Raw genomic sequence first — 16126 nt, forward strand, 5'->3', positions numbered from 1 at the left:
ATGAGTGATAACTTTCGCTCTGCAGCGAACTATCTTAAGCAAATCCAAACTGTTGCGCAGCGCTCGACTCGTCGAGCGCTGCTTTTCGGTGTTTTACAAACATCCAGTGTGATCCTGCAATTGTATTTGGGCGCTCAGTTAGCCCATCGGCTGCTGGTGCTGAAAGAGCCGCTCAGCGATCTGACACTGTATTGGTTGTTGTTGGCTTTCGCTACTTGTGCGCGCGCCATCATGGGTTGGCGGCGTGAACTTTGGCAAAGTGAAGCAGCGGGTCTGGCGCTGCACAATGCACGACAAAGACTACTGCGGCGATGGCAGAGTCAGTGTCGACAAGGACAAAGTATTGATCGCGGTGATGGGTCGATGCTTATCGATACCGTTGAGCAGTTACGTGGCTATTATGAGCGTTACTTTGTGCAACAGTATCTGACTGTGTTAAGCCCACTGATGATTTTGGTTGTCTGCTTTTGGCTGAATCCCGTTGTGGGTGTGTTGCTGCTTATTTCCGGGCCTATCATTCCTTTATTTATGGCGCTTGTTGGTATAGGGGCAGAGCGAGTCAGTCAAAAGCATGCACAAAGCAGTGTCGCGCTAAGTCGAGTATTCACCAGCATGCTTAAGAACGCGACAAGTATCAAACTATTTAATGGCTTACAGTTTGCCAATAATACGATTGCGCAAGCCGGGGAGGATTATCGGCGCGCGAACATGAAAACGCTCAAGCTAGCGTTTTTATCTTCTGCTGTGTTGGAGTTTTTCTCGAGTGTGGCCATCGCGGCGGTGGCGCTATACGTTGGTTTTGGTTTGCTTGGCTACATTAACTGGCTAGGTGCTGACGAACTCACGTTGTTTAGTGGGCTACTCGTGCTTATGCTGGCCCCTGAATATTTTGCTCCGCTTCGACAGTTCGCGCAAACTTATCACGATCGTGCGGCAGCCATGGGCGCCGCGACCTTATTAACTGAAAACAACCCGCAAGACGTGCAGGCGGATGTAGCAATGACTGCTCCGGGGCACTGCTTGGCAACCCAAAACCTGCAGGTGACTATTACGCCCAACGCCCGATTACCTTACCCCGACTTTACGTTCCCGAAAGGGGCTCTGACGGTCATCTCTGGCCCTTCTGGCTCGGGAAAGAGCACACTCTTACGAGCTCTTCTTGGACTTCAAAGTTATCAAGGTACCGTGTTACGCGCGAACGATGGTGACCAACCGATTGCCTACTTTTCGCAACAACCCTTTCTACTACCCGCGAGCATTCGCACTAACTTGTTTTTGTACAGTGATGACCCATCCGTTGACCCGCAACCCGTATTGCGGCGAGTCGGTCTTGATAAAGCCATTGCTGTTGCCGCTTCTGGTTTAGATACGATGCTAGGTGAGCGTGGGGCAGGCTTGTCCGGTGGTGAGCAACGACGGTTAGCTTTGGCTCGTTGTTTACTGAGTTCATACCCCTTGATCATTTTAGACGAGCCGACAGAAAACTTGGATGCCGAATCGGCGGATGTGATTAGACGCGAACTGGGTGACTTATGTAAATCTGGGCGGACGGTGATTGTTGCCAGTCATGATGAAGCACTCATCGCGTTGGCCGATCATCGTATCGAGCTCGATGGGGGAGGTTCGTATGTCTAAGCCTGCGGTATTTAAGCCTTGGTTTCGGGCTTTTAACGCACATCGCTGGCAGTGGTGGCTCGGGTTCAAGTTGGCGTTACTTACCGTCGTTTGTGGCATTGGACTTTTGGCTTTATCAGGCTGGTTTATTACGGCTTCCGCGATATTTGTTACGGTGAACATTTATGCACCGGGTTCTGGTATTCGCTTTTTCGCCGTGACGAGAACAGTCGCGCGTTATGTTGAACGTTTAGTTAATCATGACTTGGTGTTGAAAGTACAAGCGCGTTGGCGTATCGCTTGGTTCAAACGTTTTCAACGGCACGCCTATGAAGGCTTAGCACGTTTTCGAGTCGCGCAGGCGATTCAAGGTCTGACTCGCCACATAGAAGCAATGGATAACCTTTGGCTTAGACTGGCTATGCCAGCCTTTGCGGTAACCGCCGTTAGCTTATGTTTTATCGTTTGGTTTAGTTTTTATCACTGGGCGCTTGCTGGAATTGTTGTGGTTACAGGGCTGGGCGCTTACTGGTTGATATCTCGATTAGCACACTACTCGCTATTACAAGCGGTAAAGGTTGAGAAGTATCAACACCGTATACGCGCCCGTGGAATGGCACTTACTGAGTCACTAGAAGAAGTCATGGCGTGGAAACAGTTTGATAAGCAAAGCGAACGTATTACATATTATTCTCGAGAAACTGAACGTGCCTTTCAGTTTGAACAACGCCGCGCTCGCAAGATTAAGCTATTACTTGAGTGGCTGACACATGGAGCGGTTATAGGTATCTATTGGGTGGCTATTCAGTTGTTCATTGACCCAAACGCTCAGGTCAGTAGTGCGGAGGTGGTCATGTTATTGCTTGCCGCGCTAGCTTGGCAGGAGTTGTTACTTGAATTACCTCAACAATGGCAAAATTATGGACGTACTGCTCTAGCCAGTCGTCGCTTATTGGTAGAACAAACCAATAGTTCAGCAAAGGCGAAAGTCGTTGAGTCCGCGGATGCCTCGCTGCGGTGGGATAATGTCTCCGTGTATCGACAGTCACGCCAACTGTTTGCACCTATAAGCCTCCAAGCTGTTGCGGGCGAATGGGTATGGTTATCCGCCCCATCGGGCGAGGGGAAGTCAACACTTCTAAATGCAACGGCAGGTATGTACGCGAACTTTTCAGGTAAGATCGCAGTACCGAAATTATCGGAATTTAATTACCTGACTCAGCACACTGACATACTCGATGATACCGTATTTAACAACCTCACCCTGGGACGCCAACTGGATGAGCAGCGAATTTGGAAAGTGTTGGAGTGGGTTGAGTTAGCCGAACGTATTCGCCAAATGCCGGAGCAGTTAAATAGTCGTATCGGTGAGCTTGGGATTCGCTTATCGGGTGGCCAATATCGACGTTTGGCGCTTGCTCGTGCATTGCTTAAAGACGCGCCTCTGGTGATTTTGGATGAACCCTTCTCTGGCTTAGAAGTGGACTTAGCCGCTCGAATTACCGAGCGGCTGATGAATGAGTTGCCCCTATCTATCGTTTTGGTAGCAAGTCATCATGTGCCCGCATCGGTACGAGCTCATGATAGACACACGGTTATTGAGTTAGGTCACTGTTGAGCGCGTTTGCCAACGCGGATCGCGATAGGCTTCAGTTGACATAATATCTGCCAGTATTGCTATTGCGCGTTCAACTTCTTGGAATTGATTATACAATGGCGCAAAGCCGAAACGGATATAATTAGGTGCTCTGAAGTCAGCAATGACACCGCGTTCAATCAGTGCTTGGCAAATCTCATAGGCATTTGGATGAGCATAACTCAGTTGGCTGCCACGCTGTTCGGCATGCGACGGTGAAATGAGTTCAAAGTCGGATGACCAATCCTGAGCGGCTAAGCTCTGTTGAAAAGTGTGAGTCAGCTGCATTGATTTTGCACGCACCTGCGCTAGAGAAACATCATTAAAGCATTCGAGTGCAGCGTTTACTGCTTGCATTGAGATGACGGGGGGCGTACCCACTAACATTTGTCGAATGCCTTTAGCGCTTTGATACTTGGGCTCAAAAGCAAATGGGTTAAGGTGCCCAAACCAGCCTTGTAGCGGTTGTTTGAGTATTGCATGGTGACGCTGACTGACATAAACGAACGCAGGAGCACCAGGACCCGCGTTTAAATATTTGTATGTACAACCAATGGCATAGTCGACTTGCCATTGACTCAGCTGGATCGGCATGACGCCGGCGCTATGGGCTAAATCGGCTATCATTAAAGCACCCTGGGCATGAGCCGCTTGACTGAGCTGTTGCAAATCAAGTCGACGGCCTGTTCTAAAGTTGACCTCGGTTGCTAGAACCGCAACGGTACGTTCATCAACAGCGTCGACGAGCTCAGCTTCGTCAACCAGCTTGAGTTCACAGCGTTGCTGACCCAAAAACGATTCAACACCTTGGACCATGTATAAATCGGTCGGGAAGTTATCGCGAGTCGATAAAATAACGCGTCGCTTCTCACTTCCAACGGCATTAATCGCAGCACAGATAACCTTAAATAGATTGACTGAGATAGAGTCGCAACAAATGACCTCGTTACTTTGTGCGCCAATCAAATGGGCAATCTTGGCACCAACGATGGTGGGTAAGTTGACCCAATCGTGCTGATTCCAGCTCTTAATTAGGTCATTTCCCCATTGCTCGCGTGTAGTTTCATTGACTGTCTGTGCGACTATTTTGGGTAACGCGCCTAGTGAGTTACCATCGAAATATATCGTGTCATTAGGTAGCTCAAAGATTTCACGTTTATGGGCTAAGGGATCGTCACGATCAAGTCGCGCATAATCAATCTGATTCATTAAATACATCCTTAAGTAATTTCTCTACGCGGGTAAATGCGACAGTATCCGGGTGTAGCCAATCAAAGTGCCCAGCCCTTTTTTGTATGTATATTGACTGCGCTCGGTCGGTCAGCGCTTTTGACTGGTTTGGATCGACAATCGGGTCGTCGGCGCCATGAAGTAAATAAACGGGATTCAAAAAAGCGTGCTCGATTGGATTAGCCGCACGGTATTCGGTAGTACGTTCTTGCAACGAGCCTCCCATAAAGTGTTCGGTCACCGTTTCACAACTATTGCTACCCTGACTATATTGTTCGATATTACTGATAGCGGCCAATCCGATAATCGCTGAGAACGGGTGAGGTAGCTGATTATCCGTTGCGGCAAGTAAGGCGAGGTGGCCGCCCGCAGAATGACCCAAAATAGCGGTATTTGGCGCGGTAACGTTGGGTTTCTCAAGGATATGTTGAATGGCTGAACTGATATCTTGGTAACTGGTTGGCCAGCCGCCGCCATTACCCACGCGCCGATATTCAACGCCAAATACTTGATAGCCCAGCTTACTGAGGGCTGACATAAACGGGCGTGCGTGTTTGATATCGTAATCGCTTAACCAACATCCGCCATGAATAAACACGAGGTTACCTTGGCTGGGTTCAGATGGTCTCCATACTTCTATAAACTGACTATCGTGGTCGCCATACTTCAATACGGAGTCTGCTTCAGCGTACGGAAGTTCAGTAATTGTCGCATACGAGACAGGCATTACGACTTTTTCTTTTGCTGCAACAGACAGCGAGAGTATACAAGCGGTCAATAAGAGAACGGGATACCGAGTGAAATATGCTTTCATGTATGGCTTTTGCTTTTATATCGAATTGTGTTGCAAAAACCATACAACTTTGCTGTTAAGACTGCAACGACTGACGCCCAAACTCACGAATACTGGAACGCAGATCCTGACCAGAGGTCTCTTGGAAAACATTCAGACCAAATGCCGGTAAGATAGCTAATAGATGGTCAAAAATATCCGCTTGGATGCCCTCATATTCAACCCAGGCAATTGTATTGGTGAAACAATAAATCTCTAAGGGCAAGCCTTGTGCGGTGGGACTAAGTTGTCTAACCATTAACGTCATATCCTGGTGGATTTGCGGATGGCTTTGCAGATATTTTTGCACATAAGCTCGAAACGTACCGATATTAGTGACATTACGGCTATTAATAGGGTCATGTCCCTCACTCACTAATTGTTCATTCCACTGTTTAATATCTTGTTCTTTTTCGTTGAGATATTGACTCAGTATTTTGAATTTGCGAAGGCGGGTCTTATCTTCATCGCTCAAAAAGCCAATACTGGTTTGATCGATAAATAGACTGCGCTTGATACGACGACCACCGGCCTCTTGCATGCCGCGCCAGTTCTTAAATGATTCAGAAATGAGGCGCTTGGTAGGAATGGTGGTAATTGTTTTATCCCAGTTCTGCACTCTTACCGTGTGTAGTGCCATGTCGATGACGTCACCATCAGCATTTAACTGCGGCATTTCAATCCAGTCACCGACGCGGATCATGTCATTTGACGATAGCTGAATACTCGCAACAAATGAAAGGATAGTGTCCTGAAAAACCAACATGGTTACTGCACCCATCGCACCGATACCGGATAATAGAATAACCGGTGACTTATCAATTAATGCTGCGATGATAAGAATGGCCGCAATTAAATAAACCGCGATAGTGGCGATTTGTAAATAACCCTTAATGGGTTTTAAATGCGCATCGGGACGGCGGCTATAAATCTCATTTACACTACTCATTGCTGCACTAAAGGCACGAGCAATGGTGAGCACGATATAAGCGACAGCGACATTTTGGACGATGGTAATGACGGTATCGGATAACTCTGGAATCCAATGAATACCGGCTGTTAGTAGTAACGCAGGAACCACTTGAGAAAGTCGGCTGATAATCTTTTTAAGACCCACGCTTGGATCGCGTCCTAACTCGGTGCGTGATAATAGACGAGCGACACCGCGTAAAAGAATGTGTTTAGTAAAAAACTGTGCAAGCCAAACAGCAAGAGCAAGCAGAATGCAGGCACTCAGAGTATAGGCATAAGGGCGTCCGTCGGCCCATTCAATAAACCAATCCGGGTAATTCACTGACGTTTTTCAACCTCATTTTTCAGTTGTTTACGTAAACCTAAAAAGAAAATAATTTCAGTCACAACGAACAGTGGACCAATGGCAAGGCCCATTATGTCATCGACAAAAGCAGGTTTTTTACCTTCAAAGTAATGGCCAATAAATTGGAAAATCCAACCGATGATGAATAATGCAATACCAAATATTAACCACGCTGTGGTGGGTAAGGCGGCAAGTTCGCGACTTACTGACAACGCTAACCACAAAAGGACTGTCATGAGCAGTCCAAGGGGAATGTCGAGACGTATATAAAATACCACCGCAATGAATACGACTAAGTTGGCGGGTGTCAGTAGAAGATAGCCAACACTAAACTCTGGGCGGCTCAGTAAGGTTAATATAGCGACCACAATTAGTGGAATACCAATGAGGTGAGTCAGTATATTGCGCGGATCACGATGATACTTTGCGTACTGTGCTAAGTGATCGACAAGTGAACGGCTCATAGAGTGACCTTTTTAATCGTATTGAATTCGAATAAGAGTGCAACGAAGCCAAGCTACTGTCAATTACAAAAGCTTGTTAGACTTTGCCTTATCAGGATGTATCTGAAAGGAGTAGTAGATGTCTCACGATACGAGTTTAATTAATAAGCAACGCCAAGATTTATCAACATTCGAATCGGTTTGGTTGTTCGGTTATGGCTCCTTAATCTATAAGGTTGATTTCCCATATATCGAACGTAAGCCTGCTACCATTTCGGGCTGGAGTCGCCGGTTTTGGCAAGGTTCACACGATCACCGTGGTACGCCCGAATCACCCGGTCGTGTACTCACGTTAATTGAAACGCCGGGAGAAACCTGTACAGGCATGGCTTATCGAGTATCGCCTGCCGTTTTCGAACACTTAGATCATCGAGAGAAAAATGGCTATCTCCGCTTTTTTACGCCCATGCAATTTCAAGACGGTAGTCAAGAGGATGGTCTTGTATATATCGCTAGTAGCGACAATGCGGCCTTCTTAGGCGAAGCGCCACTTGATGAAATCGCGACACATATTGCTAAAAGTCGAGGCCCAAGCGGGGACAATAGTGAGTACCTACTTAAGCTTTCAGATGGACTTCGTCAGCTGGGAGTTAAAGATCCTCACGTTGAAGGCATTCGCTATCATCTCGAGATGCTACAGGCGACTTAGCACTCGGAATGCTGGCGCACAAACGGCAATCACCTTGTTCTGGCGCCGACCTTTCGATATAACGAAGCTTGTGACTTGCAGATTCTCGATTGGCTGATACTTGATAAACGCGATCTCGATTGGCCATTATGCTCTTACCTACGTTTGTTAACTGTCCGTTGGACAATAAAGGCGGTAGAGGAGTTCCATAATGGTCTTTGTATTACCATCGCAAAGTTGGTAATAAATGTACTTACCTTCTCGACGCGTAGCGACTAATGATTGTTGACGCAAACGATTTAAATGTTGCGATAACATGGGTTGATGAATATCTAGTTGCTTTTCAATTTCGCCCACTGAGTACTCTTTTTCGCTGAGTAAACATAGAATGAGCAAGCGATCGGGGTGAGATAGCAACTGCATCACTTTCGCAGCCTCTTGAGAGGAAGTCTTTAATGTTTCCGGATTCATAACTTTAATACCATCAGGATGAACGCGCTCAATAATAGCAAACACGAATGCTTGCGCTAGTTATTTATATTATCAACGAGTTCATTTAAAGGTTTAGCGGGATGAATGTATCGACCTTGGTATAAGTCAAATTTTAGGGCTCTTGCTTGTTTCAATTGTTGCTCGGACTCGACGCCCAGAGCGTGTACTTTTATTCCGGCGCGATGAGAGAGCTCAACAATTCCGTCCACGATGGCATAACCACGTTCGTTATCGAGCTTTTTAATAAAGTCATGTTCGACTTTAATCGCAGAAATCGGAAACTCTCGCAAATAAGTCAGTCCTGCAAAGCCTGCGCCAAAGTCATCAATAATCAGCGAGAAACCTGCTTCAGTCAGCCGGCTCAATGTTTGCCGAAGCTCATCAGATGGATCTATCAACGATGCTTCTTTCAGTTCGAAACAAAAATGTGTGTTTGTTTCAGACAACTGATGCGAGAATTGAACCATATCTGAAACGAACGCATCATCTAACTGCTCTGCGAATACGTTGACAGCGATATTACGTTTACCCTCAGCATTCACTGGAATCGATGGAAGGTCGTCGATAATACGTTGAATAGCCCAGGTGCCAAGTTTTTGTTTGGTCACTGTGTCGCAAAGTGGAAGAAAATTGGCGGCTGCAATCACACCTTCCTCTTCGTGATTCCATCTTAACAGAGCCTCGTACCCCTGAGCTTGCAGATTTGAATCACACATCGGTTGATAGTAAATCTCGAATTGTGACGCTTCTATGGCATCATGCAACTGTTGCTTCACCAATAGTTGTGACAGTGAGTCACTTGCCATTTCCTGGTTAAAAATAACTTGGCACGCGCTCGTTTGTCGACGTGCGCGTTGCAATGCGGAACTGGCATACGAGAGCAACTCGGCTGCTGTTAAACCATCTAAGGGATAAGTACATGCACCAATATTAGCGGACGCTTTTATTTGTTTGTGCTGTTCAATTAAAATTGGCTTGTTAAGTGAGTTCATCAAGTTATCCATCAGGTCTTGTAAAGCCATATATTCCTTAATACCTGACAATAAAACCCAAAAGTCATCACCCCATGCGCAGTACAAAAATGCGTTTTCGGGAAGCGCCTGTTTAAAGCGCTGCGCGACTCGTTGTAATACGCGATCGCCGTCATCCACGCCGTAAGACTCATTGACTTTGTGGAACTCGCGAATATTGATATTAAGTACCGCAACGAGCTCATTATCTGCTGCTGTTTCAAGTGCATTTTGAAGATCAAGCTTCAGTTGCTCGATATTGGGTAACCCGGTCAAAGGCTGTAAGTAGGCGATCTGTTTGAGTCGTCGACGCTCCAAAATGAATGCAGACAGATCAATTAGCGTGACGAAGCGAACGCTCCCTTGCTTATCTTCGCTGATTTTCAGCAGACCTTGTAGTGACTGTTGACTAGGTCGATTAAACTCGACTAAATACTCAACGCCTGTCGCTAATAGCGGGCTCTCGTTATCACTGTTTAACGGAGAAATAAAATCTAAAATATGATGAGCATTAGGCAGACTATCGGTCAGGCCCACTAAATTACGAAAATTATTGTCGGCACGAACGATACAGTCGTGCTCGTTGAGTTCGGCAAAGCCCATAAGTTCACGTTGAGTAACTGCTTTGCTGTCGCGCATCCAAGTTAAGTCTTGGCTCATGTCGGTCCACTGACCAGCAATTTTGGTGTCATCGTCGTTGAAGGTGCGAAGTTCGTCGCGTAGCCATATATAATTGCCATGCTTAGAACGAAAACGATAGCGATGAACGAACGTCTTGTTGGCTTCAACTTTACTAATAGCGCTTAGCGTGAGCGCTCTATCTTCAGGATGAACATTGTCGAACCACCAATTGGGGCTTAACGCTTCTTGTACCGTATAACCAAGGATATGAGATATATTGGCGCTGACATAGGCAGGTCGAAAATTGCCGTTTTGTTTATGTAATTCATAAATGATGGTGGCACCCTCATCGAGCTGACTTAGCGACGGGTGCAACGCGGAGAAAGTCGCCTTAGAGGCGCGTAATGCTTGCCATATAAAAAATGCAGACTCAGCGATAATGGCTAAACCGAGGCACAAAATGCCCATGTGTAACATCTGCATATCAAATGGGAATAGGTAAAATAGGCTTATCGCGACAATGGTAATCACCGCGGTTGTTATCGCATACGCAGCCAACCAGCGAGAGTGTGCACTATCGATCTTTTCTTTACTGGTTCTTTCTATCGGATTCTTGCCCATGGGATATCATCTTTAGCTGTAGGTTTACTTAAGATTGAGCCTTGCAACTCATCACATCCAATATGTTTAAGTAATAAAAGTTTGGCGCGATTATCGACGCCCGTTGCGATTGTTTTTAGACCACGAGAGCGTGCCATTTTGATCATTGAAATTAATGTTCGCTTTTTGTCACTATTTGATGTCGCCTGTAGCACTAAATTTTCAGAAAGCTTTATTGCATCAACCGGTAGGACGAAAATACTCTGAAGTGTGAGCTGACCTTCACCAAACTGATCGGCAATGACAGTAACGCCCATTGAACGCAATTTTTTTAAATACACTTTAGCCTGCTCATTGATACGTACGAGCGATCTCTCACTCACCTCTAAGCTGAGGCTAGAGGCTGGGAACTTAGTCTGATTAAGTGATTTTGCAACCGCGTTTAAGATTGCCGGCTCAAGAATATCGTTTAAAGTGATATGCAGCGATAGGCGAACAATAAAATCTTTTTTTATCCATTGAGATACGTCATTAAAAGCTGTTTTAATCATCCAGCCGGTAAATTGCTTGGCGAGTGATGCCTCTTCGATGAGCGGTTTGAAGTCCTCTGGTGATAAATAACCGCGTTGGTTGTCACGCCATCGAACAATGGCTTCTAGAACAGAGAAATAGCCAGAATTGGTATTGAGGCGTGGCTGATAATAAAGCTTGATGTTTTCGTTTTCGATAGCCGATAAAAGCTGTTTTGATAGTGGCTCATCTTGGTCATTAACGAGGTCATTATCTTGATCTAAAAATGAAAACACTTGGTTATTCTCTGCGGCACTATAACCATGCTGATGTGCGTCATGAATGACAACATTGGCGTTGTCCTTTACGTTCTCTCGCTTAACACGAAGAACACCTGCTGATGTATCTAGCCTGAATTCGTTACCGTCAATAACAATGGGCTGTCTGAGTAATGCTTGCAGTTTCTCTTGCAACTCTTCTCGTGAATGTTCTGTATTGGCATGGAGTCCAACTAACTCATTAGTAGCTGTCTGGCCAATTTCCGCTGAGCTACCGAGCGCCTCTTTTAACTGTCGAGCGAGTTCAGCGACGATTTTATCGGCCTTTTGATGTCCTACTTGATTGCGAAGTTTATCAATGTTTTTCAACCGTAAGTTTATGATATCCATTAACGCATCTGCAGGGGCTGCGGTCTCTTTTGACCACTCATTAATCTGTTCCAGTAGCGCATCGTGATTGGGGAGTGCTGTTCCATGAAACGTCTTTTTGGCCTTATTCTCGAGATGATGGAGCTGTTGAACTGAGCGGCTAATAAGGCCAGTTATAAGCGGAAGCAGCGTGAGCATCAATAACCGCAAAGGCCAATCGATTATCGCTTCGGAGTGATTGTTAAGTTCCGTGGGGAAAAACATCGGGGTGAGCATTAACCCCGTAACGAAACCACCTAAAGCACCAATACGAGGTCCAAGCAATAAGCCTGCAAATATAAGTGGAAAATAAATTAAATGTTCAAAAACTCTGGGCAGTCCCCCAGTATACTCAATTAACTGGATACATGCGGTTACTAAGACAGCGATCAAGAAACCGCTGAATACCTGCTTCTCAGCATTTAGTTCGGTGAATTCAACGAGTGTTTCTCGGCACCAAGTCGCAAAACTGTATGGGTTTGATGTATTGTGCATGAGTATCCATATGTGTGCGCTCATCGCACTATCTTAAGCGTAAATCATTTACTAATATGGGACCGGCTAACCTCACAAGCTTCTATCAATTGGGACGATTATGCAAGACAAATTGGAAACTCGCTCATTCTTACTTATGTTGCTCGCGGTGAGCATCGCTTTTGCACTGATTCTTAAGCCATTTTGGGCGTCAATTTTCTGGGCATGCGCGGTTGCTGTTATCTTCTATCCGTTACAGATCCGGCTGAAGCGTATGCTAGGAAGACGCAGTAATCGCGCCGCCTTACTCACGCTGCTAATCGCTACGGTCATTGTGGTTATTCCTGTTCTTTTGGTGGCTTACTCGTTTATTCAAGAGGGCGTGCAACTTTACCAAAAGCTGTCATCCGGCGATGTGAGTATTGCGCAAATCGTCGATAAAATTGAGAAGGGGTTGCCGTTTTTGCCTGACTTACTCGCTCGCTTGGGTATTGATATAGAATCACTCCCTGAGCGCATATCGCAATGGGCAATGAGTGCGAGTCAGTTTTTTGCGCAAGAAGCGCTAGTGGTCGGTCAGAATACATTTGGCTTTGTGATGAACTTGGGGTTGATGCTTTATTTGACCTTCTTTTTATTGCGTGATGGTAATAAGTTAATCCGCTTGATGGTACGTGCACTGCCGCTAGGCGATGAGCGAGAACATCAGCTATTTAAGAAGTTTGCGGAGGTTACTCGAGCCACCGTTAAAGGCAATATCGTCGTTGCGATGGTTCAAGGTGCGCTCGGCGGTGTTATTTTTGCATTGCTAGGCATTCCGGCGCCCGTGTTATGGGGTGTAGTCATGGCATTTTTATCACTCATTCCAGCCGTCGGTGCGGGTATTGTCTGGCTCCCTGTATCGGTCTATTTGCTAGCAACAGGGGCTACGTTCGAGGGCATCGTATTGGTACTTTACGGACTCATTATTATTGGCCTAGCGGATAACGCCTTGCGACCGCTTTTAGTCGGCCGTGATACCAAACTGCCTGACTATGTTGTATTGTTTTCGACATTAGGTGGGCTGAGCTTATTTGGTATCACAGGTTTTGTCATAGGTCCGCTGATAGCGGCTCTATTTTTGGCATTTTGGGATATGTTCACGCATGAGTTTAATATTGGTTCTTAAACGAAAGGTCGGTGGTAACCACCTTCGATACCTTGTTTACTGAGAACCCACTGCCAAAGTTGAATGTCGCGGGCGCGGAATGCGCCTGCGCATGACAGCAAATAATATTTCCACATGCGATAAAATGTTTTTTCGTAGTCACCCTCGAGTTGAGGCCAAGCCGTATCGAAGTTTTCGAACCAACCCATAAGAGTTTTATCGTAGTCGGCACCAAAGTTGTGCAGATCTTCACAAACAAACCGTTGTTCTAGTGCTGCGCCGATTTGAGCGATGGAGGGGATTTCTCCGTTAGGAAAAATATAACGACTTATCCACGGATCAGCCGCTGTATCCGAGACGTTCTTACCAATAGTGTGCAGTAAAAACAAGCCATCATCTTTCAGGCACCGCCGGGCAACATCCATGTAATCTTCATAGTTCTTCTGACCGACATGTTCAAACATGCCCAAGCTGATGATGCGGTCAAAAGACTCGTCGAGATCGCGGTAGTCTTGCAAACGAAACTCGACAGGTAGGTCTTTGCAGCGCTCCTCGCCTAAGCGCACTTGCTCTTTTGATATCGTGACACCGACACACTCAACGCCGTAGTTTTCCGCTGCATACTGCATAAAGCTGCCCCAGCCACAACCGATATCGAGTATCCTCATACCCGGTTTGAGCTGCAGCTTTTGGCAACTGAGCTCTAATTTATCGCGTTGCGCCTCGTTGAGGTTATCAGCGTCGCGCCAGTAACCACAGGTATACACCATGCGTTCGTCCAACATGGCTTGATATAATTTATTGCCGATATCGTAATGTTTTTGTCCGACTTCCCAAGCGCGCTTATCGTCTTGTAGATTAAATAAACGACTTTTCAGTGAATGGAAAATTAGGCGCGCCGGATTGACTTCATCTTGCACGCCGGAACGTAATAACCTATGGAAAAACTGGTCTAAACGCTCAGCATCCCATAGCCCCGCCATATAGGTCTCTCCAAGCCCTAAATTGCCACGTGACAACACCTGATCAAAGATGTTGTCATCGTGTACCTGCATATCCCACGGGTGTGAACCGTTAATTTGAATGCCGGCTCGGTTGAGTAGTTCGCTACAGTATTCTTTTGATGATGCCATGAGACTTAACCCTTACGTATTAAGTATTTCTTAACTTAACAATGGAGTAGGTCACAGGCAAATGTTGATTCACTAACGCTTTGTTGAGCCCGTAAACTCTGGATAGGCTTCGACACCGCATTCACTGATATCACCGCCCAGATACTCCTGCTCCTCGCTCACACGAATACCCACTGTGACTTTTAACAGATACCAGATAACCAGACTAGCGACAAATGTCCAACCAAAAATCGCCGCCGCGCCGAGCAGTTGAACCGACCAAGTTGCGCTCGCATCAGTCAAAGGGACAAGCATTAAGCCATAAAAACCTACCACACCATGTACGGACAATGCGCCGACTGGATCATCAATACGAAGACGGTCGAGTGAGATAATTGATATGACGACGAGTACACCCGCGCTTGCGCCGATAATCGCGGCGGTGTAGGGCTCCGGTGTTAAGGGTTGAGCAGTAATCGCGACTAAGCCGGCCAATACCCCGTTTACAATCATTGTCAGATCCGCTTTGCGCCAAATAAAAACAGTGATGAGCAGTGCACCTATTGCCCCAGCTGCTGCTGCCGTATTGGTGTTCACGAATACTTTTGCCACTGCATTTGCATTTTCTATGTCATGGATGGCCAACTGTGAGCCACCGTTAAAACCGAACCACCCAAACCAGAGAATTAATGTACCTAACGCCGCTAACGGCATGTTAGCGCCGGGAATAGCGGTCGGCTTGCCGTCCTTATATTTACCTCGTCGAGCGCCTAATAATAGAACACCCGCAAGCGCTGCTGATGCACCTGCCATGTGAACAATACCCGAGCCCGCAAAGTCGACAAAGCCGGCTTCAGCCAGAAATCCGCCTCCCCAGCTCCAGCTACCTTGAAAAGGATAAATAAAGGCTGACAGAACGACGGCAAAAATAAAGAACGCCAGTAATTTCATACGTTCAGCGACTGCACCAGAAACAATCGACATAGCTGTAGCGACAAACACACTTTGAAAGAAAAAGTCAGCATTGTCGGCGAAGTTGTCGGTACCACCAGCGCCATACATGAGAGTGTAGCCCATTATCAGGTAGGCGATACAGGCGAGCGCAAAAAGGACAATATTTTTAGTGAGTATTTCGGTGGTGTTTTTACTGCGTACTAAGCCTGCTTCTAGCATTGCGAAGCCGGCTGCCATCCACATGACTAATGCGCCTGACAACAAAATATATAGTGTATTTAATGCGTACTCTGTACTTGCGAGTGAAGTTGCATTCATCACGTATTCCTCCTAGCTACAGGGCTTCTTGGTCGACTTCACCGGTACGAATGCGTACACAGTGTTCGAGATGCGTCACGAAAATCTTGCCATCGCCGATGTTGCCGGTGTGGGCGGCTTCAGAGATGACCTCAACAGCCCGCTCGAGTTGGTCATCACTGACAGCAAGCTCTAGACGAATTTTGGGTAGAAAATCGACACGGTATTCAGCACCACGATAGAGTTCGGTATGACCTTTTTGACGACCAAACCCTCGTACTTCCGCGATCGTCATGCCGGTACAGCCGATATCCGCGAGTGCTTGTCGCACATCGTCTAATTTGAATGGCTTTATTAAAGCGGTAATCATTTTCATAACAGCTCTCCGTTAATGTAGATAAATTGTTAATACAGAATTCGTGCCAGTAATTAAATCAAGTTAAAACAGAGGGTTATGAATAT

The 16126-nt window shown here is 46.3% G+C and carries 14 protein-coding genes; 4 read left to right on the forward strand and 10 right to left on the reverse strand.

Annotation, left to right across the window (positions count from 1 at the left end):
• Complete coding sequence (locus tag AWU56_RS01910) at positions 1 to 1635, forward strand: ABC transporter ATP-binding protein/permease (protein ID WP_286681633.1); 1635 nt, start codon at positions 1 to 3, stop codon at positions 1633 to 1635.
• The gene (locus AWU56_RS01915; RefSeq protein ID WP_286681634.1) at positions 1628 to 3232 is read left to right on the forward strand and encodes an amino acid ABC transporter ATP-binding/permease protein; all 1605 of its coding nucleotides are present in this window, start codon (positions 1628 to 1630) and stop codon (positions 3230 to 3232) included. Before AWU56_RS01910 ends, AWU56_RS01915 begins: the two co-directional genes overlap by 8 nt.
• Here the strand turns inward: AWU56_RS01915 and kynU are convergent.
• The 4 genes from kynU to AWU56_RS01935 are packed head-to-tail and all read right to left on the reverse strand — an operon-like array spanning position 3218 to position 7094.
• A complete protein-coding gene (kynU, locus tag AWU56_RS01920; protein WP_286681635.1) occupies positions 3218 to 4459 on the reverse strand; it encodes a kynureninase in 1242 nt (413 codons plus the stop codon). The two genes, AWU56_RS01915 and kynU, sit on opposite strands and share 15 nt — an antisense overlap.
• Positions 4446 to 5294 (reverse strand): alpha/beta hydrolase family protein, encoded by an 849-nt coding sequence (locus AWU56_RS01925; protein WP_286681636.1) that lies wholly within the window; start codon positions 5292 to 5294, stop codon positions 4446 to 4448. The genes kynU and AWU56_RS01925 overlap by 14 nt, the downstream gene beginning before the upstream one ends.
• 55 nt (positions 5295 to 5349) lie before the next feature.
• On the reverse strand, positions 5350 to 6606 hold the full coding sequence (locus AWU56_RS01930; protein ID WP_006956400.1) for a mechanosensitive ion channel family protein: 1257 nt from the start codon (positions 6604 to 6606) through the stop codon (positions 5350 to 5352).
• Positions 6603 to 7094: an Mpo1 family 2-hydroxy fatty acid dioxygenase gene (locus tag AWU56_RS01935; protein ID WP_272977970.1), complete on the reverse strand. Its 492-nt coding sequence runs from the start codon at positions 7092 to 7094 to the stop codon at positions 6603 to 6605. The genes AWU56_RS01930 and AWU56_RS01935 overlap by 4 nt, the downstream gene beginning before the upstream one ends.
• Before the next feature lie 118 nt (positions 7095 to 7212).
• On the opposite strand from AWU56_RS01935, the gene AWU56_RS01940 reads away from it, so the two are divergent.
• Positions 7213 to 7782, forward strand: a complete 570-nt coding sequence (locus AWU56_RS01940; protein WP_006956398.1) for a gamma-glutamylcyclotransferase — start codon at positions 7213 to 7215, stop codon at positions 7780 to 7782.
• Between the two features lie 147 nt (positions 7783 to 7929).
• On the opposite strand, the gene AWU56_RS01945 is transcribed toward AWU56_RS01940, so the two are convergent.
• The 3 genes from AWU56_RS01945 to AWU56_RS01955 are packed head-to-tail and all read right to left on the reverse strand — an operon-like array spanning position 7930 to position 12199.
• Positions 7930 to 8232, reverse strand: coding sequence for an ArsR/SmtB family transcription factor (locus tag AWU56_RS01945; protein ID WP_040488113.1), 303 nt, complete (start codon positions 8230 to 8232; stop codon positions 7930 to 7932).
• A 56-nt stretch (positions 8233 to 8288) separates the two neighbouring features.
• Entirely contained in the window at positions 8289 to 10505 is a 2217-nt protein-coding gene (locus AWU56_RS01950) for a GGDEF and EAL domain-containing protein (RefSeq protein WP_286681637.1), read from the reverse strand.
• Entirely contained in the window at positions 10487 to 12199 is a 1713-nt protein-coding gene (locus AWU56_RS01955; RefSeq protein ID WP_286681638.1) for an EAL domain-containing protein, read from the reverse strand. Before AWU56_RS01955 ends, AWU56_RS01950 begins: the two co-directional genes overlap by 19 nt.
• A 76-nt stretch (positions 12200 to 12275) precedes the next feature.
• Here AWU56_RS01955 and AWU56_RS01960 point away from each other — a divergent pair, with 76 nt between their 5' ends.
• Positions 12276 to 13322, forward strand: coding sequence for an AI-2E family transporter (locus AWU56_RS01960; RefSeq protein ID WP_006956394.1), 1047 nt, complete (start codon positions 12276 to 12278; stop codon positions 13320 to 13322).
• On the opposite strand, the gene cfa is transcribed toward AWU56_RS01960, so the two are convergent.
• From cfa to AWU56_RS01975, 3 genes are all read right to left on the reverse strand, one after another.
• The gene (gene cfa, locus AWU56_RS01965; RefSeq protein ID WP_286681639.1) at positions 13319 to 14434 is read right to left on the reverse strand and encodes a cyclopropane fatty acyl phospholipid synthase; all 1116 of its coding nucleotides are present in this window, start codon (positions 14432 to 14434) and stop codon (positions 13319 to 13321) included. The genes AWU56_RS01960 and cfa overlap by 4 nt on opposite strands.
• A 72-nt stretch (positions 14435 to 14506) precedes the next feature.
• Positions 14507 to 15685, reverse strand: coding sequence for an ammonium transporter family protein (locus tag AWU56_RS01970; protein ID WP_286681674.1), 1179 nt, complete (start codon positions 15683 to 15685; stop codon positions 14507 to 14509).
• A 16-nt stretch (positions 15686 to 15701) separates the two neighbouring features.
• On the reverse strand, positions 15702 to 16040 hold the full coding sequence (locus AWU56_RS01975) for a P-II family nitrogen regulator (protein ID WP_006956391.1): 339 nt from the start codon (positions 16038 to 16040) through the stop codon (positions 15702 to 15704).
• Between the last annotated feature and the right edge of the window lie 86 nt (positions 16041 to 16126).

The sequence above is a fragment of the Idiomarina sp. T82-3 genome, from assembly GCF_001577655.1.
Lineage (GTDB): Bacteria > Pseudomonadota > Gammaproteobacteria > Enterobacterales > Alteromonadaceae > Idiomarina > Idiomarina baltica.